A 26,546-nucleotide genomic window follows, 5' to 3' on the forward strand; every position below is an offset into this window, starting at 1 on the left:
ATGAAGATCATACCGAAAAAAGCAGCTGTAAAAAAAAAGCGGCCCTTACGCAAACCCGTTGCGGCAAAGAGCGTAAACTCCCGGAAAAAAAAAGCTTGGGACAAAGGGGCTTATGCGGCAGGATGCCGTTCGGTCGGATGGTTCTGGCCTAAATCGATCGATGGGGAACCGCCGGAGAACATTCAATGGGAGCGCACAATCAATGTGCGCTGGGCCAAATGGTTTGGGAAGTATGCATTCAGACGCGTGCCCCAGTTAAGCTACCCTCTCGCGTGCAGACGGTTCATTCGCGGTTTTTGCGAAACGGCAAATATCGATATAAGTTCGGATCTGTTGCTTCCGACAACCAAGTCGGTCTGTTGCGTACTTACGGTAAAGAATGAGGCTGCTACGTTGCAAACTCAATTAAATGAGCTTAGGCGTCTTCCGTTTGAAGAAATAATTGTAGTTGTTAACGGGTCTACGGACAATAGCTACGAGGTTGCCCGCAATCATCCCGTCCAGGCAACGGTCGTTCATTTCGATTCGGCGCTTGGTTACGATGTAGGGAGAGCGGTCGGAGCCAGAATGTCACATTCCGATATGATATTGTTTTTGGACGGGGACATGACGATTCGGGTGGATCTGCTGCTGCCGTTTATTTATGAGATTGAAAAGGGGGCGGACGTCGTTCTGAACCCGATTTCGTCCCTGCTGCCGACATTCGAACGAAGGGATTCCGTCTCTAATATCAAACAGTTTTTAAATATATGTTTGGGAAGGCGGGATTTGCATGCGGATTCGCTAACCGCCGTCCCCCATGCGCTTTCACGACGTGCGATCGAAAAGCTGGGAACCAGCGTACTGGCTGTCCCGCCTGTTGCGCAGGAGAGGGCCGTTCGTTTAGGACTGTCCGTTGTCCGTTCGCCGGTTACGGTCGATGTGATTACCCGCAACCGGCTCCGTAAACAAAATGTCGGGTTAGGAAACCGCGTTGAGCATCTCATACTCGGGGACCATCTGGAAGCCCTTCATGAGCTAATGGGTAATTTCGGTCCGCGGCTGCACTTTCCCGACTCCATGCGACAACGTCACATCATCGAGGAAGGAGCCGACGAAAGTGTCTAAAACAAGTATAATCATTCCCGTTCATATGGCGAAGGAGCTTCTCGGAAAATGCATCGCTTCCATTCGCAACCATACGGACATTCCGTATGAAATCATCGTCATTGACAATGGATCGAATGATGGTACGGACGAATATTGCCGCAAGGAGCGTATAACTTTTGTTTCATTGCCGTGGAAGCATGCCGTTTCCGATGCCTGCAACCTTGGTTTAAGATTGTCAACCGGAGAGAATCTGCTTCTGTTGAAACACGATGTCCTGGCTTCACGCAATTGGTTGTCCGGTATGCTTCAAGGTTTGAACAGTCAGGACGATATCGGTATCGTCCGCCCTTCGTTGATCCCAATCCAAATCCATCTAAACAAGCATGTCGCGGATGAGGATGTGTTGGAGCGTTGCATCTTGTTCAAGCGGGACTTGCTCAACAAAATTGGCTTCCTTCAGACCCCGCAGTTGTTTGCCGATCGTGTGTTTCATGATTATTGTTCCCGCGCAAGCCAAGCCGGGTATCTATTGATGATTGCCGGTAAGGTGAAGTTAAATCCGGATTCCACCATCGAACGGGTTGCTGCACATACGCCATGAGAAAAAAAAAGGAAACGGCGTGTGCCGTTTCCTTTTCATACGAAATCCCATACCTTGCAAAGAAAGCAGTCGTGCGTAAGGAGGGAAGCATATTTGAGGATATACAAAATATTTTTTTTGAATCATCTCTCCTGCTATATCAACAGCTTGGCAGATACGTTATGCCAAATGGGCCATCAAGTATATTACCAATCTTCGTGGGATATGAGAGAGATTGAAGCGGGAATTGATTATTATAAGCCGGATCTGTTAATTACCGTAGGCATCGACAAACCGGTATTCAATCCTGCCCTGAACGTCATACCGGCTTTGTGTGAAAAATACGGACTGCTGCACATTTATTGGGCGACGGAAGACAAAATCCATTTCGACGCCATATCGCTGCCGTTTGTTCAACGCATCAAGCCGGACATCGTCTGGACCATTCATCCGGAATGCGTACCCAAATACCGCGAGCTGGGAATGGGCTCGGAATATTTCAATTTTGCTCTTAATCCGCGCTTGTTTCCTCCTAAACCGGAAAGCGCCGAAGAAGTATACGATGTCTCTTTTGTCGGCACGACACATTTGGAAACCCGAACCTTCCGATACGATAGTCTGAAGCAATTATTATTTCCGCTTATTCCGACCGAAGTGGAAATCAACGTTTGGGGAAACAACTGGTTGGAGAGCAGGGAATTTCAAGTAAAGGAATTCGGCGCTTCCGTACCGCTTCATCGTTATCATGGTTTTTTGCCGTACAAGGACACGGCGGACATTTATCACAAAAGCAAAATTATGCTCGGCGTTCAGAACGCCCAAGATCAAGTCACGCAGCGCACATTTGAAATTTTAGGCACCGGCGCCTTTATGATAGCCAGCCGAACGGAAGAATTGGAGAGTCTGTTTGAGGATAAGAAAGAACTCGTTCTCAGTTCCGGCGAGGAAGAAACCGTAGAGCTTGTGCGCTATTATTTGAGTCGTCCGGAAGAACGGATGCTCATTGGCAAGCAGGCGCGGGAGAAAGTCATGGCTAACCATACGTTTGCTCATCGGATGGAGAACGTTTGGCCCGCGATTCATGAATCTTTAATGGAAAAAAGGAGAGTTCGTCGATGATTGAATTAGTTCCGCTGGTGCGTCAATTTCAGTCCATGAAGCAGGACATCTTGCAAGCGATGGCCGATACCATCGATTCGGGTAAATTTATTCTCGGCCCGAACGTTCAACGTCTGGAGAGCGATATCTCCGCTTATTTGGAAGTGTCTGACGCGATCGGCGTTGCTAACGGGACGGACGCTCTGGTACTTACGCTGGATGCTTACGGGATCGGGCCCGGTGACGAGGTCATCACGACTCCCTTTACGTTCTTCGCTTCGGCAGAGGCCGTTTCCCGTGTCGGCGCTACCCCCGTGTTCGCCGATATTGATCCGCAAACTTATAACATTGATCCGGCCCGTATCGAAGAAAAAATAACGCCGGCAACTAAGGCCATTATTCCCGTTCACTTATTCGGACAGCCTGCAGATATGGACGAAATGATGAGCATCGCGAACAAGCGCGGATTAGTGGTGATCGAAGACGCATGTCAAGCGTTCGGAGCCGAATATAAGGGAAGACGCGTGGGCAGCATCGGTCACGCGGCATGTTTTTCCTTCTTTCCAACCAAAAACTTGGGTACGATCGGCGACGGGGGCCTGATTACGACTTCTGATAAAGAGGTAGCGCAGCGAATCCGCCGGCTCCGTCAGCATGGCAGCAATAAAAAATATTATCATAGCGAGATCGGCTATAACAGCCGGTTGGATGAGCTTCATGCCGCCATCGTCCAGCTTGCTTTATCGAAGATCGATTCGTGGAATAAGGAACGGATGCGTCTGGCAGTCCGTTACCGGGAAGCGTTCAAGGATCTTCCGTATTTGCGCGTAGGCCCGGAACCGCAGGACCGGTCGCACATCTACCATTTATTTTGCATACAGTCCGAACACCGGGATCAACTGCAGGAAGCGCTGACTCGCAAGGATATACAGAGCGGCGTTTATTACCCGCGTCCGCTTCACCTTCAAGAAGCCTATGCGTCTCTCCATTACGGACCCGGTGCATATCCCGTATCGGAACGATTGTCGGAGCAGCTGCTCGCTTTGCCGATGAGCCCCTTCCTTTTAGAGAGCGAGCAAGACCAGGTAATCGACGTATTAATCGGCTTAAAAGGAGAATTAAAGCCATGATGGGGTTTGGTATAATCGGCTGTGGACGAATATCCGACAGGCATATCGCTTCGCTTGCCAAATGCGATCGCGCCCGACTGGCAGCCCTTTGCGACGTTCGGGTGGAACGCATGGATGAAATTGAACAGGAGTATAGGAAGCTTTCGGGTTCGAAATCGGAGGTAGCCAAATATCAGGACCTTGCCGAACTGCTGCAGGATGCAAGCGTTCAAACGGTCATCATCGCCACTCCTTCCGCGCTGCACGCCGAATTGGCCAAAGCGGCGATTGCGAAGGGAAAGCACGTCATTCTTGAGAAGCCGATGGCCCTTTCCCTTCGCGATGCGGATGAGATCGTGAAGCATGCGGAGCTGCATCAGGTTTGTGTGCACATGTGCCACCAATTGAGGTATAAGCCGATCATGAAGCGGTTGAAGCAGCTCATAGATGCCGGGGCTATGGGCACTCTTTATCTGGGCGTTATCTCCATGAGGCTGCAAAGATCGCAGGCCTATTACGAAGCGGCCCCGTGGAGAGGAACATGGGATCAAGACGGCGGCATGCTGCTCAACCAGGGCATCCACCTCGTCGATCTGATGCAGTGGTTCATGGGGGATTACGACCAGGTGTTTGGCAGTATGCTCCGCGGTCCATTGCCCAAGCAAACGGAGGACGTTGCTGCCGGAATCGTTAAATTTAACAATGGCGCAATCGGCATCATTGAAGCGAACACCTTGACTTACCCGAGCAATTATGACAACAGCATCACGCTCTTCGGAAATAAAGGAACGGTATGTATCGGAGGAATCGGGCTCAACGAGATACGCAAATGGTCGTTTGACGATCCAACGCTCGAAGCTCCAGCCGGGAGCAACGATTCGGATGAGCACCTTCTCATGTACGAACAGTTTATTCAAGCCGAGGAAGGAAACGCAAACGCCATGGTCATTCATGCCTCCGAAGGGAAGAAGGCGCTCGAGCTCATATTTGCGTTGTACGATTCCGTTCGAACGCAACAAGCCGTACAGGTACCCTTAACCTCATTTTCTACAGGGATGATGGCGAATGAGGGATGGCAATGAAAAATACCTTTGGTCATGTGCTCGTGACAGGAGGAGCAGGCTTTATCGGATCTCAGCTTCTGCGCAAGCTGCTTCCGATTTCGCAAAGCGTGACGGTGATTGACGACTGTTCAACGAGCAGGCGGGAGAACCTTCCCGTCTCGGAACGGCTGACGTTCATTGAAGCCTCCTATGTGGATGAACAGCTGTTGGAGCGGGTATTGCCCCGAACCACTCATATTTATCACTTGGCTTGCAGGAATTTGGTCAAGTCCGCGCAAAACATGGACGACGATTTGCACGTCAATTTATATGGAGGATACTTGCTGTTGAAAAAAGCGAAGGAAGCCTGCCCGGACTTGCAGCGTTTCGTGTATACGTCGACAGCATCGGTTTACGGGAATGCCGACGTTCTTCCAACACCCGAGAGCTGTTACCAGACGTCGGTTCCTTATGCAGCCAGCAAATTTTCCATGGAGCATTATTGTCAAGTTTTTCACCATATGTATCAAATGCCCATATCGGTTCTCCGGTTGTCTAACGTCTACGGGCCCGGTCAATTAACGACGAACCCTTACTGCGGGGTGGTGGCCAAATTTTTCGAGGCGGCCGATCAGGGTCAGCCCTTCATGATCTATGGCGACGGTACGCAAACGCGGGATTACACGTACGCCGATGATGCCGTTGATGCGCTTCTGACCGCAGGGCTTCATACAGGCGCTATAGGAAGGGTGTTTAATGTCGGAACGGGAGAGGAGACGAGCGTGAACCGGTTGGCAGAAATCATATCGGACATAAGCGGCTTGTCCTCCCCGCAGCTCGCCTATCATCCGAAGCGGGCCGTGGATGTCGTTTACCGTCGCTGTCTGGATGCCGATTATCTGCGCCGTACCTTAGGCTGGGTGCCTAAGACCGGATTGGCCGAGGGCCTGCGAAAGACAAAAGAGTGGATAAAAAGGGGGAACCGTTCCGAATGAAAATCTTTCACGGAACGATTGAGATTGCCGGGCAAATGGGGATTCTGAGCGGAGAGCAAAAAAAAGAGGACATTTGGCTGCAGGCTACAACATCTTTCATTCCTATTTGGGCTACAAGGATCATCTCGTGAATACGAACCCGGATGAAATTCAAAAGACGCATAAGCACATCGTAAATTTCTTTGATCAGTTTCATTTCCATTACGCGACCAGTCTTCTTCCCGATTATCAGGATCTCGAAATCATTAAGCATAAAGGCAAAAAAATGATCATGCATCATTGGGGAAACGACATCCGATTTCATGATAGGGCACGAGTTCATAATCCGTATGTGTATACGGGCGATTCTCCGGCAAATGAAGTGATACACCACCGATTGACCCAAATCAGCCGGTATGTGGACGAAGCGATCGTACAAGATTATGAGGTTTACGCCTATGCCCAGCCTTATTATAAGAAAGTTCATGTCGTGCCGATCTCCATCGATCTTACGCCAATCGTTCCGTTTTACCCTAAGAACGATGTCAAGAGGCCGCTCATTCTTCATGCGCCGACAAACCCCGAATTCAAGGGGACGATGGCCATCGAAGCGGCGATTCAGGAACTGCAGAAATCGTACAGCTTTGAATATCGGCGTATTCAGCACTTGAATCATGAAGAGGCGATTCGGCTTTACCGGGAGGCCGACCTGATCGTCGACCAGATTCGCTGCGGCTCCTACGGCTTGCTTAGCGTTGAAGCGATGGCGCTGGGGAAACCGGTTATTGCCTATATTCGGAACGATATCGTCGCTCAGTTTCCTTCTCAGCTGCCGATTATGAATGCGAACCCGGATAATGTGCTCACAGCTATTCAGTCATTTCTCGAGAACCCCGCGCTTCGAGTGGAGAGGGGCTTGCAAGGGCGGGAGTATGCAGAAAAATATCATGCCAAGGAAGTTGTGGTCGATAGGCTGGAGCAGATTTATGATAACCTGCCTTCTTAATGGAGGGAAATGGAGGATTAACAGTGGACTCCCTAGAGAAATCCATGTTTTTTATTCCTAATCGCTTATTTGTCCAGGACAACGAGATGTACGTTTCCTTTAATATAGCGGGAATCCCCTCGGATATGGAAGTCACCTCGATGATTTTGTACGTCCCTTTACCTGAGGTGGGCTCGGAGGTGCGTCTCGATTTGCACGAAATCGTCGCAGCGTGGGATGAGCAATCGGTTACGCATGTCCGTCCTGTCTATACGCAAGCAAGAAGCAAAGGTTATTTTTGTTCCGAAACGAAGGAAGGCAGCTTTGCGCTGGAACATCTTGCTCATCCTTGGCGCAGTCACAGCTTGGAAAACCATGGGGTATATGTGCGTGTACACAGCCTTGATCCGGTATTGTTGTCCGAAGAACACCCGCCCTACCTCATCGTAAAAACAGTTTAATACGAGATCAGCATGCAAAAGAGCCGCCGGATGGCGGCTCTTTGCGATGCGAGAAAATCAGTAGCTAATGCCGGGGTAATTGATTTTCTGATATAGACCTTTAACAAACAAATAGAGCTGGATATAACCTGCGAGATCATTCCTATAGATCGATTCCAGCGTCTGATTCTGAAATTGATACACAAGGAACGATTCGTTCATATAGCTGTTTTGATCTTCCAAGCCCCGATTAAAGTAGTCGAGATGATGCGTATCGTTATACATCAAGCCTTTGCCCCAGGTCACCTGGATGCCTGTTTTGAAATATTTGGCAAATAAGCAAGCATTGTTTATCCAACCGGCATCAAAGCTGGAATTTCCACTATAGTTGGAGTGCAGGGCTGTCACGTGGAACCCCAATACCTGCCAATCGATAAGGCCGCCGGAGCCATAATTGGGCAGCCACATACTAAGAAGCTTCTTCGCATGGATGGCAGCGTTAATCCATTTCACAAGCATTTCATCATCGCCGTCAATCACTTCCCTTTGCCATAAAAATCCTCTTAATTCCAGCTTATCGTGAAGATGAGAATGTTCCCGCCAACGGTCCAGCAGCTGATCCAGCCACCATTGGATAGCGGTTAGACGGTCGATGTCCGACTCGAAATCAAGATTACGCCCTTGAACGACGCCGAAGCTTCTCTGGAAGGGATGGGGATAAGGAAAAGAAATCCAAACATCCATTTTGTCGTTTCCGGATAAACGATGCAGGGCATGCAAATTTGCTTCAGGGGCAAACAAAGCATCAATCCAGCTCAGCCAATCCGTCATGTCCGAAGGCTCGGCAAAGCCGATAAACAACGGATGGATGGAATGACTTTCCCGGGCCTGGTATCCATTGAAAATAAACCCTTTGAACATGCTGTCGATCGGTTGTCCGTTTAGTATATAACCTGTGTAGTACTTCAGCTGCTCGTCACTCCATTTGAGCGGGATGCCGTTTAAGAAATCTCCGCATGGAATCATGCATACCTGATTGCGTAAGTCGTAAGCGCTCGGCGATAAGTATCCGCTTGAGGATGTTGGAACCATCTTTTCACTCCTAATTTTATAAGGTTTGTATTGATATTAAATAGTATGTTTCTAAAAATGTTGATGACCTACACAACAAACCATTTTTTACGAGAGTACAGGCGATTATTGTTAGACTTGAATAAATTCTAGTATTGATTAATTATCCATAACTTCGTGAAGGAGGCAACATATGATCATTGTTCATGCGCCGACAGAGATAGCGGGGCAGATGAGGGCGTTGGTAAGCGGCTTAAGGCAAGCTGGGTATAAGGCAAACGGATACAATTGGTTCCAATCCTACTTGAATTATATCGGCAGCGTGATCAATACGGATGCCTATGAATTAATTAAGCTGATAGACCCGCTGGTGAACTATGTAGATTTGTTTCATTTTCATAACGGCAACACCTTTGTCGTCAATAACTATGATGTGCCGCTTATTCACGAGAGAGGGAAGAAAATGGTGATGCATCATTGGGGGAATGACGTCCGGACGGTCAAGGGCGCCTTAATGATGAATCCTTATCCCATTCCCCCCAGCTATATGACGGATGAAACGATACACGAGAACCTGACATTTTTAAGTAAATATATGAAACACGCGATTGTGCAGGACTACGAGATATATCCGTATGTCTCGGATTATTACGAACATGTTCATGTGCTTCCTCTCGTTTGTGACTACCAGAAATTTCCTTATGTTTATCCATCGCCGGGTAATCTCAATCCGGTTATTATTCACGCTCCTACGAATAGGGAATTTAAAGGATCGTACTATATTGAGAAGGCGGTAGGGGAACTGAAGCTAACCCATAACTTCACCTACTTTGCCGTAGAAAACATGAGCCACCAGCAAGCGATGAAGTCGTATTTGAACGCCGATATTATCGTGGATCAAATTTTATGCGGCACCTACGGCATGCTTAGCGTCGAAGCGATGGCCATGGGAAAAGTGGTTGTAGCTTACGTAAGGGAAGATGTCAAAAGCAAATTTCCTCCGGATCTGCCGATCGTGGTAGCCAATCCCGACACGATTCGCGATGTGCTCCTTCATCTTCTTCATAACCCAGAACTTCGCCATAGTATCGGAAAAGCAAGCCGGGCTTATGTCGAGAAATATCACAGCGTAGAACATGTAATCCCCAAGCTGCTTGAGATTTATTCGAAAATCCAGTAAGCGCCGTTGGAAATTGTCCGGCATGCGCATCTAGATGAGGATTGAAAAGGAGACAATATCCATGGATCAAGGACAGCAAATTAGTTATGGGAAAAACGTAACGACCGGCCTTCATGTTGTCATCGAACCGGATGTCACGATAGGGGACGATGTAACGATCGGAAACCATGTGGTCATTAAAAGCGGTACGCAAATCGGCAGTGGCGTTCAAATCGGCGATTTGTCCGTACTCGGAAAGGGCCCTGCGTCCAACAAAAAAATGGCGCTGAAGCCGGCTGCAGACCTGCCTCCGCTTCTCATTGGCGATGATGTGAAAATCGGCTGCGGAGTCGTCATCTATGCCGGGGTAGCCTTGGAGAACGATGTTCTTGTCGGGGATATGGCCAGTATTCGAGAACGCGTTACGGTTGGGGAGAGCAGCATTATTGGTCGAAATGTCATTGTCGAACCGAAGACGACGATAGGGAAACGTGTCACCGTCCAAACCTCATCTTACATTACAAGCGACATGATTATTGAGGATGATGTGTTTATCGGTCCCTGCTGCTCGACCGCCAATGATAAATATATGGGACGGGGCAACTATCATCACCAAGGCCCCATTATTAAACAACGGGCGAGAATCGGAAATAACGCCACGTTACTACCGGGTATCACAATCGGCGAAGAGGCCATAGTAGGTGCGGGAGCGGTCATTACCAAGGATGTTCCATCCGGGCAAACCTACGTCGGTAATCCCGGCAGACCTATAAAATAATTTAACAAGGAGGTAGTTTCGTGCCCAGCAGCATAGATCGTCCGTTTCAAAAAATAGCAGTAATCGGTCAAGGATATGTAGGGCTTCCGTTGGCCCTTCTGTTTGTAAATAAAGGTCATACCGTTTATGGCGTTGATGTGGACCCGAAAAAAATTGAAGGGTTGCGCCAGGGTGTCAGCTACTTGCCTGATGTCCAAGACGAAGAATTGCGATGGAGCCTGGCGACAGAGCGGTATCATCCTACCGATCGTTATGAGAAAGTCGCAGAGGCCGATGCGATTATTATTTGTGTCCCCACACCTCTTAACGCTTCCCATTCCCCCGATCTTACGATATTAGAGAAGGCCGTTGTAGAAATCGGCAAGTTTTTGCACAAAGGCCAGATGGTCATTCTGGAGAGCTCCACGTATCCGGGAACGACGCGGGAAGTTCTGCAGCCCTTGCTGGAGAAGGAAAGCGGCTTGACGGCCGGCATCGACTTCCACATCGGTTACTCGCCGGAACGAATTGATCCCGGAAACAAAGACTATAAAGTGGAGCAAATACCAAAAATAGTAAGTGGACTAACCGCTACCTGTGTAGAATGTGCCCAAGCCCTGTATAGCAGCGTCTTTGATAAGATTGTGAGAGTCTCTTCTCCGGAAGTAGCGGAGCTTACGAAGCTCTTGGAAAATTCCCACCGTCTAATCAACATCAGCTTCATGAACGAAATAGCGGCAATTTGCGATAAGATGAACATCGATGTATGGGAAGTAATCGAGGCGGCCCAAACGAAGCCGTTCGGATTTACCGCTTATTATCCCGGTCCGGGAATCGGCGGACATTGTATTCCGGTAGATCCGTTGTATTTACAGTGGAAGGCCCAGAAGTTCGGTACCGAAAGCAAATTCATCCAGCTATCCGATGAAATCAACCGCTCCATCCCGTCCTACATCATGAACCGTGTGAAGGCTATACTTGCCAAGCAGTCCGCACCGGAGCATGCCAGCATTCTTCTTTATGGCGTCGCTTATAAAAAAGATATTAACGACGTCCGGGAATCGCCGGCGCTTGACCTCATTCACTTGCTTGCGGAAGCGGAATTCTCGGTCTCCTATCATGATCCGTTTATTCCTGAAATTCAAGTGAACGGTCAGCGCTATACGAGTGTCGAAATCGATGAGGATACGCTTCGCAGCGCAGACTGTGTCATTATTTTTACGGACCATTCCGTCATTCCGCTCGACCAAATCATCGAGCATGCGCCGCTTGTGTTTGATACCCGAAACGCTACGGCCGGTGTGCAGGATAAGCATCATGTGTACCGCATGGGAGCGGGGAAATAACGATGCTCCCGGATGAAGCCGCTAATGGCGCAAACCCACCCGCCCTGTTGGCGGGTCTTTTTTTTGAGCATCTTTTTTGGGAAAATGAGGGACTTTTTTATATTGACTGTAAAAAGTTATCGATATATTTTAGAAATAACCAATAAAATAAACAAATCTTCAACCAAAGTCGACTTTAAGGAGTGGTCGCAACGTGAATATGCCTCGGGTAACTCTTGAAGTGCTACAGGCGATTCGACGCAGCCGGAAGCCGGTATCCAAAGCGGAACTTGTCCGGCTAACCAACTATAGCCTGGCAACCATCACGGAACATACCGAAATCTTGCTTCGAAATCATTTGGCGCTGGAATCAGACAGAGGCCCCTCCACAGGCGGACGCAAGCCGCAGCTTCTATCCTTTAACGCTGAAGCGGGCTATATCGCGGCTATCGATCTGGAATCCACGCATGCGGGAGTCGGCATAACAGACCTGAACTGCAATATTCTGATATCCGAATCGTCTAACGATATCGATGTTGCCGCAGGACCGGCGGCGGTGCTTAAGCAAATCAAAGATTTGGTTCTTGCCTTGCTCCGGAACAAAGGGATTGAACGATCCCAGGTCAAAGGAATTGGAATGGGGTTGCCGGGTCCGGTTGAGTACAGTCGGGGCCTGCCGGCATCGCTATCCATTATGCCCGGATGGGATCGGTATCCGATCCGCGAATTTTGGGCGCAGCACTTTGAATGTCCCTTATACGTAGACAACAATGTACATACGATGGCTCTCGGGGAGCAAATGCTTGAGCAGGACAGCAAGGTCGATAATTTAATCTTCTTGAAGATTGGCAACGGCATTGGAGCCGGCATCATCTGTAACGGGCACATTTATCGAGGCTCCACGGAGTGTGCAGGGAATGTCGGACATATCAATATCGGCCATGACTTTCTTTGCTATTGCGGAAACCGGGGATGTTTGGAAGCGCTTGCCGGAGGGAGGGCCATCGCCGCAAGAGCCGAGCAGATGGCGCGGGACGGTCAAAGTGAATTATTAGCTGCGATCCTTGCCGAGAAGAAAAAGCTAACCTTGGCGGATGTCAGGAAGGCGGTGGAAGAATCGGACCCGGTTGCCGTAGAGCTTATGCGGGAAGGCGGCACGGCTATCGGGAATGTGCTGGCGAGTTTGGTTAATTTTTTTAATCCGGCCCTGGTGTTGATCGGCGGCGGGGTATCGCAGGTAGGCGATGTGCTGTTAGCCTCGATCAGGCAGGCGGTTTATCAACGGTCCTTGCCGTTAACGACTCGCAACCTGTCCATTCAGCATTCTTTATTAGGGGAGCAAGCAGGCATTGTAGGAGCAGCAGTATTAACGTTCAATGAAATTATGCATATGCCGTTTGTTAACAGAGAACTGACCTTTACTTACAAGTGAACATTGGATTACACACATTCAATCAATTGTAACCGGTTACATCCCATGATACAGACATTGTGGAAAATAAAGGGTGGTGTCTTGTGGTGAATAAACAGGTCGATGATGTTCAAGGAACCCCGTTCTTGGAAATGCGAAATATTTCAAAGAGTTACTCCGGCGTTAAAGTGTTACATAACGTCAATTTGAAGATGAATTCCGGCGAAATCCTGGCTCTCGTCGGAGAGAATGGGGCCGGTAAATCGACGTTAATCAAAATTCTCTCCGGCGCCATTAAAGCCGATACCGGCGAAATATTCATGAGCGGCCGGCAAGTGGAATTTCATACCCCTCTCGATGCCGAGAAAAACGAGATTGTAACCGTGTATCAAGAGCTTAATTTATTTCCTCATCTTTCCGTTACCGAAAACCTATTCTTTACCAGTTATCACCAGACGAAAGGCTTCATCAATTGGAGAGCGCTGCAAGAGGAAGCGCAGCGGTTCCTTAGCGAGTTCGGCGTGCATTTGCCGGTTGAGAAGCCTGTCTCCGCGCTTAGTATAGCCGAGAAGCAAATGCTTGAAATCGCCAAAGCGCTTTACCGGAATGCGCGTGTTATGATCTTGGACGAACCGACTGCCGTCCTGGGCGGAGAAGATGTGGATAGGCTGCTTCACATTGTGCGGATGCTGAAGGAGCGCGGCGTCTGCGTCATCTTCATCTCCCACAGATTGAATGAAATATTCGGCTTGGCGGACCGGTATTTAGTCTTGAAGGACGGGCAGCAGATCGACGCAGGCAGCATGGAAGAGACGAATCCCGACGATTTGGTCGGGAAGATGGTGGGACGTCATATCAGCAGTGCCCCCGCGGGCAGGTCGGGCCATGAGAAAAGTCGGGAACTGCTGCGGGTCGAAGGGCTGTCCCGAAGAGGGGTCCTTAAGGATATCCATTTCTCCCTTTACGAAGGGGAGGTTCTAGGAATTGCAGGTCTAAGAGGGGCAGGCCGAACCGAGCTGGCCAGAGCGATATTCGGAGCAGATCCGATAGACGCCGGCAAAATATTCGTTCGCGGGCGCGAGATCAAAATCGCCTCCCCGAGAATAGCGGTCGATAACGGGATTGGCCTGGTTCCCGAAGACCGCGGGAGCCAGGGATTGTTCAAAAATCTTTCCGCGCTGCAAAATATGTTCATGGCCTGTTCAAAGCCGAAATGGATACACCGCCGCAAAGAACGAATCGTTGCCAACCGCTATGTGGAATCGCTGCAGATCAAATTGCCGGGATTGGGGATTCTCGTCGGGAGTTTATCCGGCGGCAACCAGCAGAAGATCGTTCTGGCCAAGTGGCTGGAAACAGGCATCGGCATTCTCCTCCTGGATGAGCCGACCAGAGGGATAGATATCGGGAGCAAGGCACAAATATATAAAGTCGTCCGGGAGCTTTGCGAGCAGGGCATGGGTGTGATTTTAATATCGTCCGAGCTGCCTGAAATTTTAGAAAATAGCCATCGCGTTCTTGTCATGCATAAAGGACAGATCGCCGGAGAATTGGATCGACAGTTCGCTTCCGAGGAAACGATTATGAAATATGCCGTAGGAGGGATGACACAGTGAAAAGCGAAGCGAATCATCAGGTGAATCATGAAAGCGCAGTTGTACCCAAGAGCCATGCAGGCAGCGGTAAGATGGTCTTCCAAGTGATGCAAAATTATCAGGTGACTCTCCTTCTTTTTATCGTCATGTTTATTCTCACCGCCATCCTGGCGCCGGAATTTTATAACTTGCAGAACATGATCAATGTGGCGCGTCAGGCTTCCATAACCGGCGTAGTGGCTGTCGGCATGACCTTTGTCATCCTGACGGGCGGTATCGATCTTTCCGTAGGCGCCATTCTCGCTGTCGTCGGGGTTACATTCGCCACGATGATCAAGCAAGGGATTCCCGTAACGGGAGCCATCCTGATCGCGCTGATCATCGGCGTATGCGGTGGCCTGATTAACGGAATCGGGGCCACGTTTCTAGGCATTCAACCGTTCATTATGACGCTTGCGACGATGGCGGCAGGCAATGGCGTTGCGCTGCTTCTGACCAAAGGAACGCCTATCGACTTCAAGGCTAACAGCGCCATGATCGAGCTGCTTGGCAACGGCAAAATAGCGGGCATACCCGGGCCGGTTCTGCTTTTTATACTAAGCGCGGTACTCGCCGGAATCGTTCTGCGTTATTTGCCATTCGGCAGATTTGTCTACGGGATTGGCGGAAGCTTGGAGGCGGCGCGTCTTTCCGGCGTGAGAACGACCCGGATCCTGCTTGCAGTTTATGCGGTTAGCGGTTTGTCGGCAGCGCTCGCCGGATTAATGACGACCGCCAGGCTGTATGTCGGCCATCCGACAGCGGGCAGCTTCATTATGCTGGACAGCATAGCTGCCGTTGTCATCGGCGGCACCAGTTTAATGGGCGGGCGCGGGAGTGTCGCAGGCACGGTTGCCGGGGTTCTTTTATTAGCCATGGTTGCGAATCTTCTGAATCTGCTGGGCGTCTCTCCTTTCAATCAGCAAATAGCGAAAGGGGTCATTATTGTAGTCGCCGTATTGTTTACAACCCAGGGCTTGAAGCAGCGGATCAAACAGCAGTGGTCGGGTCTTTAATAAGGGCTTTGATTACATAAAGGGGGGATCGTATCGTCGTTCGTGGAGCAGGAAGGTTGTTGAAAGCAAAAAAAGGAGGATTGAAAAACAATGAATCTCATGAGAATCATGACTTCGGCAGCACTTTCCGCGTTATTGCTGTTCATGACGGCATGCGGCAGCGGCAGCAGCAACAACAATGGCACCGGGGCCGGCACCGGCAGCAAAGAATCGGCTTCGTCAACGGAAGGAGCAGCCAAAGCGGGGACTTCCGCTACGCCCGTTCCAATCGACTATGGGCTCTATTGCGGCAAGGAGTGTCAGGAGGCATTAACGCTGAAGGCTTCCCCCGATTCCATTAAAGGTAAAGTTGGTTTTGCAGTCGCTTCTTTGACTTTTCCTTACGGCGCGGCTTTGAAGAGCAGAACGGAAGAAGCGGCCAAGAAATATTTTCCGAACATGGAGCTGCTGGTAGGCGACGGACAAAACGATCCGAGCGTTCAAACGAGTATCGTGGATGATTTTATTTCCAAGGGCGTGCAGGTTTTAATCATTAACGCGGTCGAGAAAGATGCGCTTGTTCCTGCCGTTGAACGGGCTGTGAAAGCGGGCATCAAGGTGATCTCCGTCGATCGTACCGTTAACACCAAAGTGCTGACGACGATCAAAGCCAATGATTTGGATTTGGGGATGAATGCGGGCCAATCTCTTGTTACCCTGTTGAATGGAAAGGGCAACGTTGTTGAACTGCAGGGAAGCCCTTCGGCATCGCCTACCATCGATCGGCACAAAGGGTTCACCGATGCCATCGCCGGCTCTCCGGACATTAAAGTCATCGCCAGTCAGCATGCCAACTATGACCAGGCACAGGGACTGAAAGTGATGGAAGATCTGCTGCAGCGGTTTCCCAAGGGGCAAATCGACGCCGTATATACCCACGCCGACATGATGACCATGGGCGCCTTACAGGCGATTAAGGCGGCCGGCAGACAGAACGAAATTAAATTGATCAGCATCGATGGTATGCAAACGACATTCGATGCCATCTCGGATGGAGAAATCGCGGGTACGGCCGTTTATCCGGTCATTGCGCCGATGAACGTGATTGCGGCTGCCAAGGCTTTGGTCGGCGAACCGATGCCTGAATTCATTAAACTGGAATCCCCGGTTGTGACCAAAGAGAACGTAGCGAAGTATAACGGCACCACTTATTAAAATAACTTTGGGAGGTCTTCGATCATGACGATGAAATTGTCCTTTAACACTTGGCCCTATGCGAGTTTCCCGGTTTGGCTGCCCGCTTATCCGCTGGAAGAGGTGATCAAGCGCCTCTCCAAAATCGGTTACGAAGGGATTGAGATCGGCGCAGCCAGTCCCCATGCTTACCCGCCCACGACGACCAAGGAGAGGCGCGAGCATATCAAGAAGGTGCTGGAGCATTACGGAATGGAAGTATCCAGCATGCTGCCCGGCCTTAGCGGCGGTCCCGGCCATAATGTCGCTTCGCCGATCCCGGAAGAGAGACGCCACACGATCGAGCATTATAAAGACGTCATCGAATTGTGCGCCTATTGGGGAGGCAAAACGGTGCTGTACATTCCCGGCTGGCAAGTTTTCGGCACAAGCCTTAAACAAGCGTGGGCTTGGAGCGCCGAGGCATTGAAGGAAATTTCCAAGACGGCTGCGGATTACGGGGTAACGCTTGTCATCGAGCCTACCTCGCATGACAGCAACATTGTGGACCGGTGCGACGATGCCCTGAATTTGATGGAAGAGGTTAACGAACCGAACGTCAAGGTGATGTTCGATACGTTCCACGCTCTTTACCGTAAAGAGGTGTCCTCAGATTACATTTACCGAATGGGCGAACATCTTCACCACATCCATATTTCGGATAATGACCGGCTTGCGCCGGGACAAGGCAAAGGGGATTTCGTCTCCGTCATTAACGCGCTTAAGGATATTGGCTACGACGGTTATCTGGCGATGGAAATCGGATTTGACCGCCGGGATGTGGAGCCGGATCTTGTAGCCCGCCAAGCCTACGAATACCTCAAGCCGTTAATCGATCAAGCGGAAGGGAAAAAATAAGAGCAAATTCGAGAGGAGGCTTTCTGGATGAGCGGTAAACATTTCGTTATCGAGACGCATGAAGTTGAGACGATGCTGTTTGACTGGGGCCGCATCGTGATGACATGCACGCCCGAAGTGACCGGCTCGGCCGGCTTTAGCGCCGGTATCGTCGAGATGCAGCCGGGACAGGGGCACGACCGTCACAACCATCCGGGCGCGGAGGAGCTTATCTATGTCATCTCCGGCGAAGGGGAACAGATGGTGGAAGATGCAAGCGGCAATCCCATCGTTTATACGGTCGCTTCAGGGAGCACCATCTATGTTCCCGAAAGCAGGTACCATTATACCGTTAATACGGGTAAAGAGCCGATGAAAGTATTCGTGGTGTATTCGCCCCCGGGCTCGGAGAAGGAATTGCGGCAGCTTCCCGACTTCAGATCGGTTCCCCCCGTTCAGCAGCCCAAGCGTTAAAGGGAGACAAAATGCCGACGGAGGTTCTGGCGATGGAAACGGTAGTTCTTATAGGAACATTGGATACGAAGGGCAATGAATATGAATTTGTGATGGATCGTATTCGGTCTGCAGGCTGCGAAGTGATCGTTATCGATGTCGGCGTCCTGGGCAGTCCCCGGATTTCGCCGCACCTGACCAGGGAAGACGTGGCCCGGGCAGCCGGAACCGATATCGGCGTTCTTATTGAGCGAAACGACCGGGGATTTGCTATGGAGCGGATGGCGGCCGGGGCGGCGGAGTTGGTTCGCAAACTGTATCAAGAAGGACGGCTGCACGGCGTGCTGGCGTTGGGGGGCTCGGGGGGATCTTCGATAGCTACTCATGCGATGCGCGCACTGCCGGTCGGCGTTCCCAAGCTGATGGTATCCACGATCGCGTCCGGCGATATTCGTTCGTATGTGGGCCAGTCGGATATTACGATGATGTATTCCGTTGTGGACATCGCCGGGATTAATTCCATCTCGGAGAAAATACTTGCCAATGCGGCTGCCGCCATCTCCGGAATGGCCCGGGCGAGCGCCGCCTATAAGCCGCACCAACAAGCAAGGCCTCTGGTGTCCGTTTCCATGTTCGGGGTTACATCGCCCTGCGTGCTGCAAGCGCGCGATTGGCTGGAAGCACGCGGTTATGAAGTGCTGGTGTTTCATGCCAACGGCTCGGGAGGGCGCGCCATGGAGGGACTCATGAAGGACGGCTTCATCCGTGCGTCACTTGATTTGACGACCACAGAGCTTGCGGACGAATGGGTCGGCGGTATGCTGTCGGCAGGAGCGGACAGGCTTGAAACGGCAGGCCGCCTCGGCATTCCTCAGGTCGTGTCGCTCGGCGCGCTCGATATGGTTAATTTCGGGACGCCCGATACCGTTCCGGCCCGCTTTCAGGGAAGGACGCTTTATAGACACAACCCGAACGTTACGCTGATGCGAACTACCGCTGACGAGTGTGCGGAATTAGGGAAAATCATAGGCCGCAAGTTAAACATGGCAACCGGTCCGGTGAGTGTCTTTATTCCGCTCAAGGGCATCTCTTCGATTGCCAAACAAGGGGAAGTATTTTACGACCCTCAAGCGGACCGGGCATTGGTTGATAACCTGCGGCAAGTACTCGCTCCCCATATTGAGGTGGTGATCATGGACACGGACATCAACGATCCGGTTTTTGCCCAGGCCATGGCCGAAAAGCTAGATGCATATATCAAATATAGCGAGGTGCTTCGTCATGAGTAGAAAAGAAATTGTACAACGATTACGCAATCAGGTGGCCCAAGGGCTGCCGATTATCGGCGCTGGCGCGGGAACAGGAATTTCCGCCAAATGTGCGGAAGCGGGCGGAGCCGACCTGATCATTATTTACAATTCCGGCCGATTCAGAATGGCGGGACGCGGGTCCATTGCCGGCTTGATGCCTTATGGCGATGCCAACCAGATTGTTGTGGAGATGGCGGGCGAAGTTATACCGGTTGTGAAGAACATCCCTGTGCTTGCAGGCGTATGCGGCACCGACCCCTTCAGACAGATGCCTATTTTTCTTGAGGAATTGAAAAGAATCGGATTTAAAGGCGTGCAAAATTTCCCTACCGTAGGGCTCTATGAAGGACAGCTGCGGCAAAATATGGAGGAAACGGGAATGGGGTATGACCGTGAAGTCGATATGATTAGAATTGCCCATGAGCTGGACCTTCTGACCACCCCCTATGTGTTCAATCCGAATGAAGCCCGTGCCATGGCAGAAGCCGGCGCCGATGTCATCGTGGCCCATGTAGGTACGACGCTCAAAGGATCAATTGGAGCGAAAAGCACGATGACCCTGGACGATTCCATCCGTGCCATTCAAGCTATGCACGACGCTGCCAAAGAGGCGAATCCGGACGTGCTGGTCATCTGCCACGGCGGCCCCCTGGCAGAGCCGGACGACGTTCGCTACGTGCTGGAGCGGACCAGAGGGATCGACGGTTTTTTCGGAGCCTCAAGCATGGAACGGCTGCCGGTTGAGATCGCGATAACGGAGAACACACGGCGGTTTAAAGCTTTGCCTCTTGGCTAGTGCGTTACATACCAGTCGACATACAGGGAGGAGAATCGGCAATGACGGCGAGCGGGGAAAACGTTCAGACGTATATGTTTTTTAATGACGAGGAAGCCGGCACAATCGAGGCTATTACCGCCCGTATCATTCCAAGCGATCCGTTAAGTCCGGGCGCACGGGAAGCCGGAGCCGTTATTTACATCGATCGGGCGCTGGGTGGCTATTTTAGCCACCTCCAAACCTTTTATCGACAAGGAATTACAGCTTTCGACCGTTTGTGCCAAGAGCGGTATGGAGCTCCGTTTGTCGAGCTTACCGAAGAACAGCAGGACGGGATGCTTCATGAAATCGAGGGCTCGCTTACCGATGAGGAGCCGGACAGTCTGGCGCAATTTTTCGCGGTTGTGTATGAGCATACGCTGGAGGGAACGTTCGGCGATCCTCTCTACGGCGGGAACCGGGATGCGGTCGGCTGGAAGCTGGTCGGATTTCCCGGCGCCCAGTGGGGGTATACGGCCGAGCAGATGCAGTTAGGCTATGACGCCAAACAAATGAAAGTGCTGACTCTTGCCGACCTTCGCCAGGAAGCGAACCGATCGGCTGTAAGCGGGGTGAAGCCATGACTGGACGAATTGACGCTATCGTAGTCGGCTTGGGCGCATCGGGAGGCATTGTAGCGACAGAGCTTGCCCGCGCGGGACTTAAGGTGGTCGGACTTGAAAAAGGGGCCTTTTACAAGGAATCCGATTTTCAATCCAAGTTTGATGAAATCCGGTATTACCGCCGGAGCGCCATTGTGCCGCATATGGGAAAGGATCCGCTAACCTGGAGGCCGAATGAAGGCAAAGCGGCTGTTATTTTGCCCTGGGCATCGAATAAGCTTGGCCTGGGCGATCCTTTTCAGATTCCGCCGTCTATCGGAACGGGAGGAGGAACGATCAGTTGGGGCGGGGCTGCGTTCCGGTTCCGCGAGAAAGATTTCAGTATGCGAAGCACGGTTATTGAACGCTTCTCGGAAGCGGCGCTCCCGGAAGATACGACCTTGGTCGATTGGCCCTTAAGCTATCAAGAGCTGGAGCCTTATTATGACCGTGTGGAGTGGGAGATCGGGGTATCCGGATGCGCAGGGCATATGAATGGGGAGCGCCTGCCGGGCGGGAACCCGTTTGAAGCGTCTCGCACCCGGGGGTATCCTATGCCTCCGATGCAGCGCGGATCAACCGATCATTTATTTGCCGATGCGGCCCAACGTCTGGGCTATCATCCGTTCCCGACGCCGACGGCCATAGCTACGGTTGATTATAAAGGCAGATCGGCCTGTACCAATTGCGGGTTTTGCCATGGTTACCCTTGTCACGTTGGAGCCAAAATATCGACCCATGAAATCATTAAATCCGCCGCCGAGGAAACCGGAAATCTGGAGATACACCCCTTTGTCCGGGTTTTCCGCGTGAATCGCGATTCAACCGGCCGGGTCAAAGGCGTCTCTTACTTCGACTCGGAAGGAAAAGCGATGGAACTCGAGGCCGACATTGTGATTCTCGGCTGTTACGCTCTCGAGAACGCAAGACTGCTTCTGGCATCCGGGATCAATAAGAACGGGCAGGTCGGCAAGCATTTGATGCTGCACAATTTCGGTTGGTTCACCGGCATTTTGCCGTACTGGACGAATCCGTTCATGGGATCGCTGCAGGGGGGCTCCGTAATTGACGATTTTACGTCGGAATTGATTCCCGATAATGAGGAAGGGGTTCTTTGGGGGTCTCCGATCAATACTTGGACCGGCGATATGCAGCCGCTTGAAACCGCCCACGGCCTTCCTCCGCACGTTCCGAGATGGGGAAAGGGCTTCAAGGATTGGATGAGTGAAAATTACAGAAAGCTCTTCAGGATGTATTCGCAGCATTCCACGCTGCCTTCCCGCCGATTTTATTGTGATCTTGATCCGGTCGTGAAGGATCAATTTGGCCAACCGGCGTTAAGAATCACGCATGATTGGACGGAGTACGATAAGAAGACCGTCGAATATTTCATGAAAATCAAGCGGCAAATCGCGCAGGAAATGGGGATGAGCGAATGGTGGGAGGATTCGCCTGCTCCCGCTTACCATGTGTCCGTTCATGACGTCGGCACCCACCGGATGGGTTGGGACCCGAATTCATCGGTTGTCAGTCCGTTCGGAGAAGTGCATGAATGCGAAGGACTGTATGCCATAGGAGGGGGACAGTTCCCGACCTTTCCTTCCTATAATCCGACGGAAACGATCATGGCCTTGGCTTATATGACGGCGGATCGACTGCTAAACCGTATATAATAGCAGGCAAAGCGGAGGTTTCGTGTTTATCAAACACGGGACCTTTTAGCGCTTGAATCGCCTCAAGGCTTCGGCAAATCGGCGTATGCCCTCGCGTATGCTGCCGGCTTCCGTACGGCTGTAAGTAAACCTCATAAAGTTTCGGCTGGAACCGAGCGTCGTACCGGGGGCGAAAATAACCCCGTTCTGGATCGATTCCTTGAACAGCGCGTTCTCATCCCATTCCCCGTTTGGTTTGCACCATAAATGTATCCCGCCTTGAGGCTCCATAAAATCGACGCAGCCCTCTAATTCGTTTCTTAACGCATCCATGATGAAGTCTCCGATCCGGCCGTGGTACGGAGAATAGAAGCATTAGCCGCGCAGGTGCTTCATATGAGCAAAGCTCTGCAAGGAAAGGCATCGGCGGCCAAGTAACCCATATAAAACAGCGAAAAACCTTGAGCGATCAAGGTTTTTCGCTTTGGAAGAACGCGATGTCGTTTCTTTCGCGTGAACGCATCTGCGGTTTATGATGCAGCCCGTAATAGATGACGATCGTAAGCGCGACGATCAAACCGCCTATAAGATACATGGTGCGATAGTTCGTATGGGCGGCGATAACCCCCAAAATATAAGAGCCGGAGGCATATCCCGTATCGAAGAAGACAAAGTATGTACCCGTGGCGAGTCCGCTGCGGTGAGCCGGCGAAGATTGGATGGCAATGGTCTGAAAACTTGGGAGCAGCGCGCCGAAGCCTAGGCCGATGATGCCGGCGGTGAGCAAAAAGATGAAAGCGGAATGCGCTTGACTTAACCCGATCATGCCGCCGACGAACAAAACAAGCCCCGGATAAACCAATACATGCGCGCCCAATCGATCGAACAGCTTGCCGGTAAACGGTCGGGAAATTAAGATGATGGCCGCAAATACCATAAAGAAATAGCTGGCGTACTGCGGTAATCCGAGTTCCTTGGCGTAGACGGAAATAAAGGTGGAAATTGCCCCGTAGGAAAAAGCCAATACGCTTGCGGCGATTGAAATGGGAATGGCCCGGCGTTCGATGAAACGGTTCCAGCTCCAGGGGATCCCCGCAAGTTTGACCGTGACGCGCTCGGGAATACGGGTCATCATGCCGCATACGAACGAGAGCACGGAGGCCGCTATGCATAGTCCGAAGAGTACGGTAAAGTCATAGCTTGACATAACGGTTATGCCGAGGAACGGCCCGACGACCATAGCCAGGCTCATAAATAGCCCGAAATATCCGATGCCTTCTCCTTTGCGCTCTGCGGGTACCGTATCCACCGCAATGGCGGAAAAGGCCGTTGCGGCTATGCCGAACCCGACGCCATGCACGATGCGCAGCAGCAGCAGCATGCTCATACTGCTTACCGACAAATAAAGGATGCAGCAAACGGTATAGAGGACGAGTGAAAGAAAGAGCAGCTTCTTCCGATCCCATTCATCCAGCCATTTCCCCGTTAAAGGCCGGAAAATAACCGCAGCTATAACAAAAACCGTAGTGACAAGACCAATTTCTTGTTGTCCCCCGCCCAAGCTCTCAAGGACGAACGTCGGGAGCGTAACTGCATACACGTAGAAGGTCATAAAAATAAAAAAACTGCTGAAGCAGATTGCTAAAAAATTGAGGTTCCATAACGCTTGTTTCTGCATGTCTTGTTCGCTTCTTTCCTTGTTTTGTTCAAACGCCGGCGCCGGCGTAATAAGCTTGAAACCGCTGGGTCAGGCCTTGGATTAGTTTTCTGCCTATGCGCTAATGATGAAACCTGGCGATTCGTCGTTTCGCATACGTCCACTCCTTTTATATCGCATGTATAATATTATCATAACAATTATATGCATGACAACTATTTATCAGTGAAGCATGGCAGGGCCCGCACGCCGCCAAGGAAAAAAGATATTGACAAAATAAATAATTTGTGATATATTAATTAGTTGCTCGTTGACAATTTAATCAAGAGTGTGATACATATAAAGATGACTTACTTGGGAGGGGGCCGTTGGACGATGGAGAACGATCACCGTGCTGGATCAGAGACAGAACTTACGCTTGAACAGGTGAAGGAGCAGTTAATCCTTCAGGGCCAACAACATTCTTCATTAACTTATAAAGCCATTATGGAAAAGCTCGCCCCATTTGATCAGGAACCGGAACAAATTGACGAGTTTTTCGAGCAGCTTTTTGAGCTTGGTATTCAGATCGGCAACGATACGGATGACGGGCTCTCTGTACGGTCTAACGTTCAGGAGCATGACGAGATGCAGGCTGACGATGACCTGTCGCTGCCGCCGGGCCTTAAAACCAATGACCCTGTACGCATGTATTTGAAAGAAATCGGACGCGTGGGGCTCCTTTCGGCAGAGGATGAGGTCGGCTTAGCGAAAAGGATCGAACAGGGCGATGAAGAAGCGAAACGGAGATTGGCCGAGGCGAACCTGCGTCTTGTCGTCAGCATTGCCAGACGCTATGTCGGACGAGGCATGATGTTTCTCGATTTAATTCAGGAAGGCAATATGGGACTCATGAAGGCGGTCGAGAAGTTCGATTATTCGAAGGGGTACAAATTCAGCACGTATGCGACCTGGTGGATTCGTCAGGCGATTACCCGCGCTATCGCCGATCAGGCCCGGACCATCCGCATCCCGGTGCATATGGTTGAGACCATCAACAAGTTTATCCGCATCTCCAGGCAGCTGCTGCAAGACCTCGGGCGGGAGCCTTCGCCGGAAGAAGTTGCGAAGGAGATGGACCTGACGACGGAAAAAGTACGGGAAATTATTAAAATCGCGCAGGAGCCGGTTTCGCTCGAAACACCGATCGGAGAAGAGAACGATTCCAGCTTGAGCGATTTTATCGAGGATCAGGAAGCGCTGCTGCCGGCTGACGCCGCAGCTTACGAGCTGCTGAAAGAGCAGTTGTCGGACGTATTGGATACACTCACGGAGCGCGAGGAGAACGTACTGCGCCTTCGTTTCGGACTCGCTGACGGACGCACGCGTACGCTTGAGGAAGTGGGCCAAGTGTTCGGCGTTACCCGAGAGCGGATTCGCCAGATCGAAGCGAAAGCGCTGCGCAAGTTGAGACACCCGAGCCGCAGCAAGCTTCTGAAAGATTTTCTGGAATAAGACTGGAACAGGTACGGGAATAAAATATACATGAAGGATGGTGGCGGTATGGAATCGGGATTCATCATTCGTTGCCTGCAATGCGGCGAAGAGTATAAGGTAACGCCCGGGCGGCGTTACTACCGCAACGAACAAATTGTTTTTGGTACAGACAATTACGGTGCAGACCAAATATCCTGCGAATGCGGGAATGCTCTCGAGGAAGTCAGCAAGTTTGAGGGGGGCGATTACGAAGGCGAGTTTATCGTGGAGTGGCGCGACATCTCAAAATAAAATATCCAGAAGGAGATGGCCCGGATGTTTGTTGCCATTCTGTTGTTCGTCATAGCCGGGGTTGCGGAGATCGGCGGGGGCTATCTGGTTTGGCTGTGGCTAAGAGAGTCCAAGCCTGTTTGGTACGGAGTAGTGGGAAGCCTTGTGTTAATTGCCTACGGCGTTATCCCCACTCTGCAGATGTTTCCGAGCTTTGGCCGGGTGTATGCAGCCTACGGCGGGGTGTTTGTTGTTCTCGCCGTCTTGTGGGGCTGGGTCGTAGATAAGAAGGCGCCGGATCATTACGACTGGATTGGAGCGGCCGTTTGCGTTGCGGGTGTGTGCATCATGTTGTGGGCACCCAGAAACTGAATGTCGAGGCAGAACCATGGCGGCAGGAGGGAGAAATCCCGGCAGGGCCCGCCGCACCGAAATCGGAGCTTTGCGCCTGATTAGCGTGGACCGCTCCCCGGCTGCCGCCGTTGGAGCCGGGCTTGTAAGCTGCAATATCGGAGGAAAGGGTAACCTCCAGAACCAGGGTCACTTGGTTCTGGAGGTTTTTCGTTTGC

General features: G+C 51.1%; 28 protein-coding genes. 24 read left to right on the forward strand and 4 right to left on the reverse strand.

Annotated features, from left to right (window positions below; genetic code table 11):
• The 8 genes from JMF85_RS10030 to JMF85_RS10065 all read left to right on the forward strand — a co-directional run bounded on the left by JMF85_RS10030 (window position 1) and on the right by JMF85_RS10065 (window position 7,339).
• Window positions 1-1,107, forward strand: a complete 1,107-nt coding sequence (locus tag JMF85_RS10030) for a glycosyltransferase family 2 protein (protein WP_201318133.1) — start codon at window positions 1-3, stop codon at window positions 1,105-1,107.
• On the forward strand, window positions 1,100-1,690 hold the full coding sequence (locus JMF85_RS10035) for a glycosyltransferase family 2 protein (RefSeq protein ID WP_201318134.1): 591 nt from the start codon (window positions 1,100-1,102) through the stop codon (window positions 1,688-1,690). Before JMF85_RS10030 ends, JMF85_RS10035 begins: the two co-directional genes overlap by 8 nt.
• Window positions 1,691-1,783: 93 nt before the next feature.
• Window positions 1,784-2,788 (forward strand): CgeB family protein, encoded by a 1,005-nt coding sequence (locus JMF85_RS10040; RefSeq protein ID WP_201318135.1) that lies wholly within the window; start codon window positions 1,784-1,786, stop codon window positions 2,786-2,788.
• Window positions 2,785-3,897, forward strand: coding sequence for a DegT/DnrJ/EryC1/StrS family aminotransferase (locus tag JMF85_RS10045; RefSeq protein ID WP_127604782.1), 1,113 nt, complete (start codon window positions 2,785-2,787; stop codon window positions 3,895-3,897). The genes JMF85_RS10040 and JMF85_RS10045 overlap by 4 nt, the downstream gene beginning before the upstream one ends.
• Window positions 3,894-4,958, forward strand: a complete 1,065-nt coding sequence (locus JMF85_RS10050; RefSeq protein ID WP_201318136.1) for a Gfo/Idh/MocA family protein — start codon at window positions 3,894-3,896, stop codon at window positions 4,956-4,958. The genes JMF85_RS10045 and JMF85_RS10050 overlap by 4 nt, the downstream gene beginning before the upstream one ends.
• Entirely contained in the window at window positions 4,955-5,914 is a 960-nt protein-coding gene (locus JMF85_RS10055) for an NAD-dependent epimerase/dehydratase family protein (protein WP_201318137.1), read from the forward strand. Before JMF85_RS10050 ends, JMF85_RS10055 begins: the two co-directional genes overlap by 4 nt.
• A gap of 73 nt (window positions 5,915-5,987) precedes the next feature.
• A complete protein-coding gene (locus JMF85_RS10060; RefSeq protein ID WP_201318138.1) occupies window positions 5,988-6,899 on the forward strand; it encodes a glycosyltransferase in 912 nt (303 codons plus the stop codon).
• A gap of 140 nt (window positions 6,900-7,039) precedes the next feature.
• Window positions 7,040-7,339, forward strand: a complete 300-nt coding sequence (locus JMF85_RS10065) for a hypothetical protein (protein WP_201318139.1) — start codon at window positions 7,040-7,042, stop codon at window positions 7,337-7,339.
• A gap of 57 nt (window positions 7,340-7,396) precedes the next feature.
• Here the strand turns inward: JMF85_RS10065 and JMF85_RS10070 are convergent, their stop codons facing one another.
• Window positions 7,397-8,410, reverse strand: coding sequence for a DUF4855 domain-containing protein (locus JMF85_RS10070; protein ID WP_201318140.1), 1,014 nt, complete (start codon window positions 8,408-8,410; stop codon window positions 7,397-7,399).
• A 172-nt stretch (window positions 8,411-8,582) separates the two neighbouring features.
• Between JMF85_RS10070 and JMF85_RS10075 the strand changes: the two genes are divergently transcribed.
• The 13 genes from JMF85_RS10075 to JMF85_RS10135 all read left to right on the forward strand — a co-directional run bounded on the left by JMF85_RS10075 (window position 8,583) and on the right by JMF85_RS10135 (window position 22,595).
• The gene (locus tag JMF85_RS10075) at window positions 8,583-9,569 is read left to right on the forward strand and encodes a glycosyltransferase (RefSeq protein ID WP_201318141.1); all 987 of its coding nucleotides are present in this window, start codon (window positions 8,583-8,585) and stop codon (window positions 9,567-9,569) included.
• 61 nt (window positions 9,570-9,630) lie between these two features.
• Entirely contained in the window at window positions 9,631-10,326 is a 696-nt protein-coding gene (locus tag JMF85_RS10080) for a DapH/DapD/GlmU-related protein (RefSeq protein ID WP_141335627.1), read from the forward strand.
• Between the two features lie 20 nt (window positions 10,327-10,346).
• Window positions 10,347-11,651: a nucleotide sugar dehydrogenase gene (locus JMF85_RS10085; RefSeq protein WP_236595808.1), complete on the forward strand. Its 1,305-nt coding sequence runs from the start codon at window positions 10,347-10,349 to the stop codon at window positions 11,649-11,651.
• Window positions 11,652-11,850: 199 nt separating this feature from the next.
• Complete coding sequence (locus JMF85_RS10090; protein ID WP_236595811.1) at window positions 11,851-13,062, forward strand: ROK family protein; 1,212 nt, start codon at window positions 11,851-11,853, stop codon at window positions 13,060-13,062.
• Window positions 13,063-13,148: 86 nt separating this feature from the next.
• Complete coding sequence (locus JMF85_RS10095) at window positions 13,149-14,657, forward strand: sugar ABC transporter ATP-binding protein (protein ID WP_201318143.1); 1,509 nt, start codon at window positions 13,149-13,151, stop codon at window positions 14,655-14,657.
• Complete coding sequence (locus JMF85_RS10100; protein ID WP_054796384.1) at window positions 14,654-15,691, forward strand: ABC transporter permease; 1,038 nt, start codon at window positions 14,654-14,656, stop codon at window positions 15,689-15,691. Before JMF85_RS10095 ends, JMF85_RS10100 begins: the two co-directional genes overlap by 4 nt.
• Window positions 15,692-15,781: 90 nt before the next feature.
• Entirely contained in the window at window positions 15,782-16,885 is a 1,104-nt protein-coding gene (locus JMF85_RS10105; protein ID WP_201318144.1) for a substrate-binding domain-containing protein, read from the forward strand.
• A 24-nt stretch (window positions 16,886-16,909) separates the two neighbouring features.
• On the forward strand, window positions 16,910-17,761 hold the full coding sequence (locus JMF85_RS10110; protein WP_127604762.1) for a sugar phosphate isomerase/epimerase family protein: 852 nt from the start codon (window positions 16,910-16,912) through the stop codon (window positions 17,759-17,761).
• Window positions 17,762-17,788: 27 nt separating this feature from the next.
• The gene (locus tag JMF85_RS10115; protein ID WP_054796380.1) at window positions 17,789-18,214 is read left to right on the forward strand and encodes a cupin domain-containing protein; all 426 of its coding nucleotides are present in this window, start codon (window positions 17,789-17,791) and stop codon (window positions 18,212-18,214) included.
• 32 nt (window positions 18,215-18,246) lie between these two features.
• The gene (locus JMF85_RS10120; RefSeq protein ID WP_201318145.1) at window positions 18,247-19,482 is read left to right on the forward strand and encodes a Tm-1-like ATP-binding domain-containing protein; all 1,236 of its coding nucleotides are present in this window, start codon (window positions 18,247-18,249) and stop codon (window positions 19,480-19,482) included.
• Window positions 19,475-20,299 carry a phosphoenolpyruvate hydrolase family protein gene (locus tag JMF85_RS10125; protein WP_127604758.1) on the forward strand — a complete coding sequence of 275 codons (825 nt, stop codon included), beginning with the start codon at window positions 19,475-19,477 and terminating at the stop codon, window positions 20,297-20,299. The genes JMF85_RS10120 and JMF85_RS10125 overlap by 8 nt, the downstream gene beginning before the upstream one ends.
• Window positions 20,300-20,340: 41 nt before the next feature.
• Window positions 20,341-20,904, forward strand: coding sequence for a gluconate 2-dehydrogenase subunit 3 family protein (locus JMF85_RS10130; RefSeq protein WP_127604756.1), 564 nt, complete (start codon window positions 20,341-20,343; stop codon window positions 20,902-20,904).
• Entirely contained in the window at window positions 20,901-22,595 is a 1,695-nt protein-coding gene (locus JMF85_RS10135) for a GMC family oxidoreductase (protein WP_127604754.1), read from the forward strand. The genes JMF85_RS10130 and JMF85_RS10135 overlap by 4 nt, the downstream gene beginning before the upstream one ends.
• Window positions 22,596-22,640: 45 nt before the next feature.
• Here JMF85_RS10135 and JMF85_RS10140 read toward each other — a convergent pair whose 3' ends face one another.
• Together JMF85_RS10140 and JMF85_RS10145 are read right to left on the reverse strand one after the other, a co-directional pair.
• Entirely contained in the window at window positions 22,641-22,907 is a 267-nt protein-coding gene (locus tag JMF85_RS10140) for a hypothetical protein (RefSeq protein WP_054796376.1), read from the reverse strand.
• Between the two features lie 136 nt (window positions 22,908-23,043).
• Window positions 23,044-24,252, reverse strand: a complete 1,209-nt coding sequence (locus JMF85_RS10145) for an MFS transporter (protein WP_127604750.1) — start codon at window positions 24,250-24,252, stop codon at window positions 23,044-23,046.
• Window positions 24,253-24,606: 354 nt separating this feature from the next.
• Between JMF85_RS10145 and rpoD the strand changes: the two genes are divergently transcribed.
• From rpoD to JMF85_RS10160, 3 genes are read left to right on the forward strand one after another with little or no spacing between them, the layout of a single operon-like run.
• Entirely contained in the window at window positions 24,607-25,725 is a 1,119-nt protein-coding gene (gene rpoD, locus JMF85_RS10150; RefSeq protein ID WP_127604748.1) for an RNA polymerase sigma factor RpoD, read from the forward strand.
• Between the two features lie 48 nt (window positions 25,726-25,773).
• A complete protein-coding gene (locus JMF85_RS10155) occupies window positions 25,774-25,998 on the forward strand; it encodes a hypothetical protein (protein WP_230876074.1) in 225 nt (74 codons plus the stop codon).
• 24 nt (window positions 25,999-26,022) lie between these two features.
• Window positions 26,023-26,349 (forward strand): YnfA family protein, encoded by a 327-nt coding sequence (locus JMF85_RS10160; protein ID WP_054796374.1) that lies wholly within the window; start codon window positions 26,023-26,025, stop codon window positions 26,347-26,349.
• Here the strand turns inward: JMF85_RS10160 and JMF85_RS28020 are convergent.
• Window positions 26,324-26,546: hypothetical protein (locus JMF85_RS28020; RefSeq protein WP_236595809.1), on the reverse strand; the 223-nt coding region annotated here is incomplete at its 5' end. The two genes, JMF85_RS10160 and JMF85_RS28020, sit on opposite strands and share 26 nt — an antisense overlap.

Source organism: Paenibacillus sp. EPM92 (genome assembly GCF_016586185.1).
In the GTDB taxonomy this organism is placed as follows: domain Bacteria; phylum Bacillota; class Bacilli; order Paenibacillales; family NBRC-103111; genus Paenibacillus_G; species Paenibacillus_G validus.

Coding starts and splice junctions, on each gene's coding strand:
- JMF85_RS10065 (WP_201318139.1), top strand. CDS start 7,040: ATGATTTTGTACGTCCCTTTACCTGAGGTGGGCTCGGAGGTGCGTCTC.
- JMF85_RS10080 (WP_141335627.1), top strand. CDS start 9,631: ATGGATCAAGGACAGCAAATTAGTTATGGGAAAAACGTAACGACCGGC.
- JMF85_RS10055 (WP_201318137.1), top strand. CDS start 4,955: ATGAAAAATACCTTTGGTCATGTGCTCGTGACAGGAGGAGCAGGCTTT.
- JMF85_RS10155 (WP_230876074.1), top strand. CDS start 25,774: ATGGAATCGGGATTCATCATTCGTTGCCTGCAATGCGGCGAAGAGTAT.
- JMF85_RS10120 (WP_201318145.1), top strand. CDS start 18,247: ATGGAAACGGTAGTTCTTATAGGAACATTGGATACGAAGGGCAATGAA.
- JMF85_RS10105 (WP_201318144.1), top strand. CDS start 15,782: ATGAATCTCATGAGAATCATGACTTCGGCAGCACTTTCCGCGTTATTG.
- JMF85_RS10030 (WP_201318133.1), top strand. CDS start 1: ATGAAGATCATACCGAAAAAAGCAGCTGTAAAAAAAAAGCGGCCCTTA.
- JMF85_RS10050 (WP_201318136.1), top strand. CDS start 3,894: ATGATGGGGTTTGGTATAATCGGCTGTGGACGAATATCCGACAGGCAT.
- JMF85_RS10160 (WP_054796374.1), top strand. CDS start 26,023: ATGTTTGTTGCCATTCTGTTGTTCGTCATAGCCGGGGTTGCGGAGATC.
- JMF85_RS10070 (WP_201318140.1), bottom strand. CDS start 8,410: ATGGTTCCAACATCCTCAAGCGGATACTTATCGCCGAGCGCTTACGAC.
- JMF85_RS10145 (WP_127604750.1), bottom strand. CDS start 24,252: ATGCAGAAACAAGCGTTATGGAACCTCAATTTTTTAGCAATCTGCTTC.
- JMF85_RS10125 (WP_127604758.1), top strand. CDS start 19,475: ATGAGTAGAAAAGAAATTGTACAACGATTACGCAATCAGGTGGCCCAA.
- JMF85_RS10135 (WP_127604754.1), top strand. CDS start 20,901: ATGACTGGACGAATTGACGCTATCGTAGTCGGCTTGGGCGCATCGGGA.
- JMF85_RS10045 (WP_127604782.1), top strand. CDS start 2,785: ATGATTGAATTAGTTCCGCTGGTGCGTCAATTTCAGTCCATGAAGCAG.
- JMF85_RS10110 (WP_127604762.1), top strand. CDS start 16,910: ATGACGATGAAATTGTCCTTTAACACTTGGCCCTATGCGAGTTTCCCG.
- JMF85_RS10140 (WP_054796376.1), bottom strand. CDS start 22,907: ATGGATGCGTTAAGAAACGAATTAGAGGGCTGCGTCGATTTTATGGAG.
- JMF85_RS10090 (WP_236595811.1), top strand. CDS start 11,851: ATGCCTCGGGTAACTCTTGAAGTGCTACAGGCGATTCGACGCAGCCGG.
- JMF85_RS10115 (WP_054796380.1), top strand. CDS start 17,789: ATGAGCGGTAAACATTTCGTTATCGAGACGCATGAAGTTGAGACGATG.
- JMF85_RS10075 (WP_201318141.1), top strand. CDS start 8,583: ATGATCATTGTTCATGCGCCGACAGAGATAGCGGGGCAGATGAGGGCG.
- JMF85_RS10130 (WP_127604756.1), top strand. CDS start 20,341: ATGACGGCGAGCGGGGAAAACGTTCAGACGTATATGTTTTTTAATGAC.
- rpoD (WP_127604748.1), top strand. CDS start 24,607: ATGGAGAACGATCACCGTGCTGGATCAGAGACAGAACTTACGCTTGAA.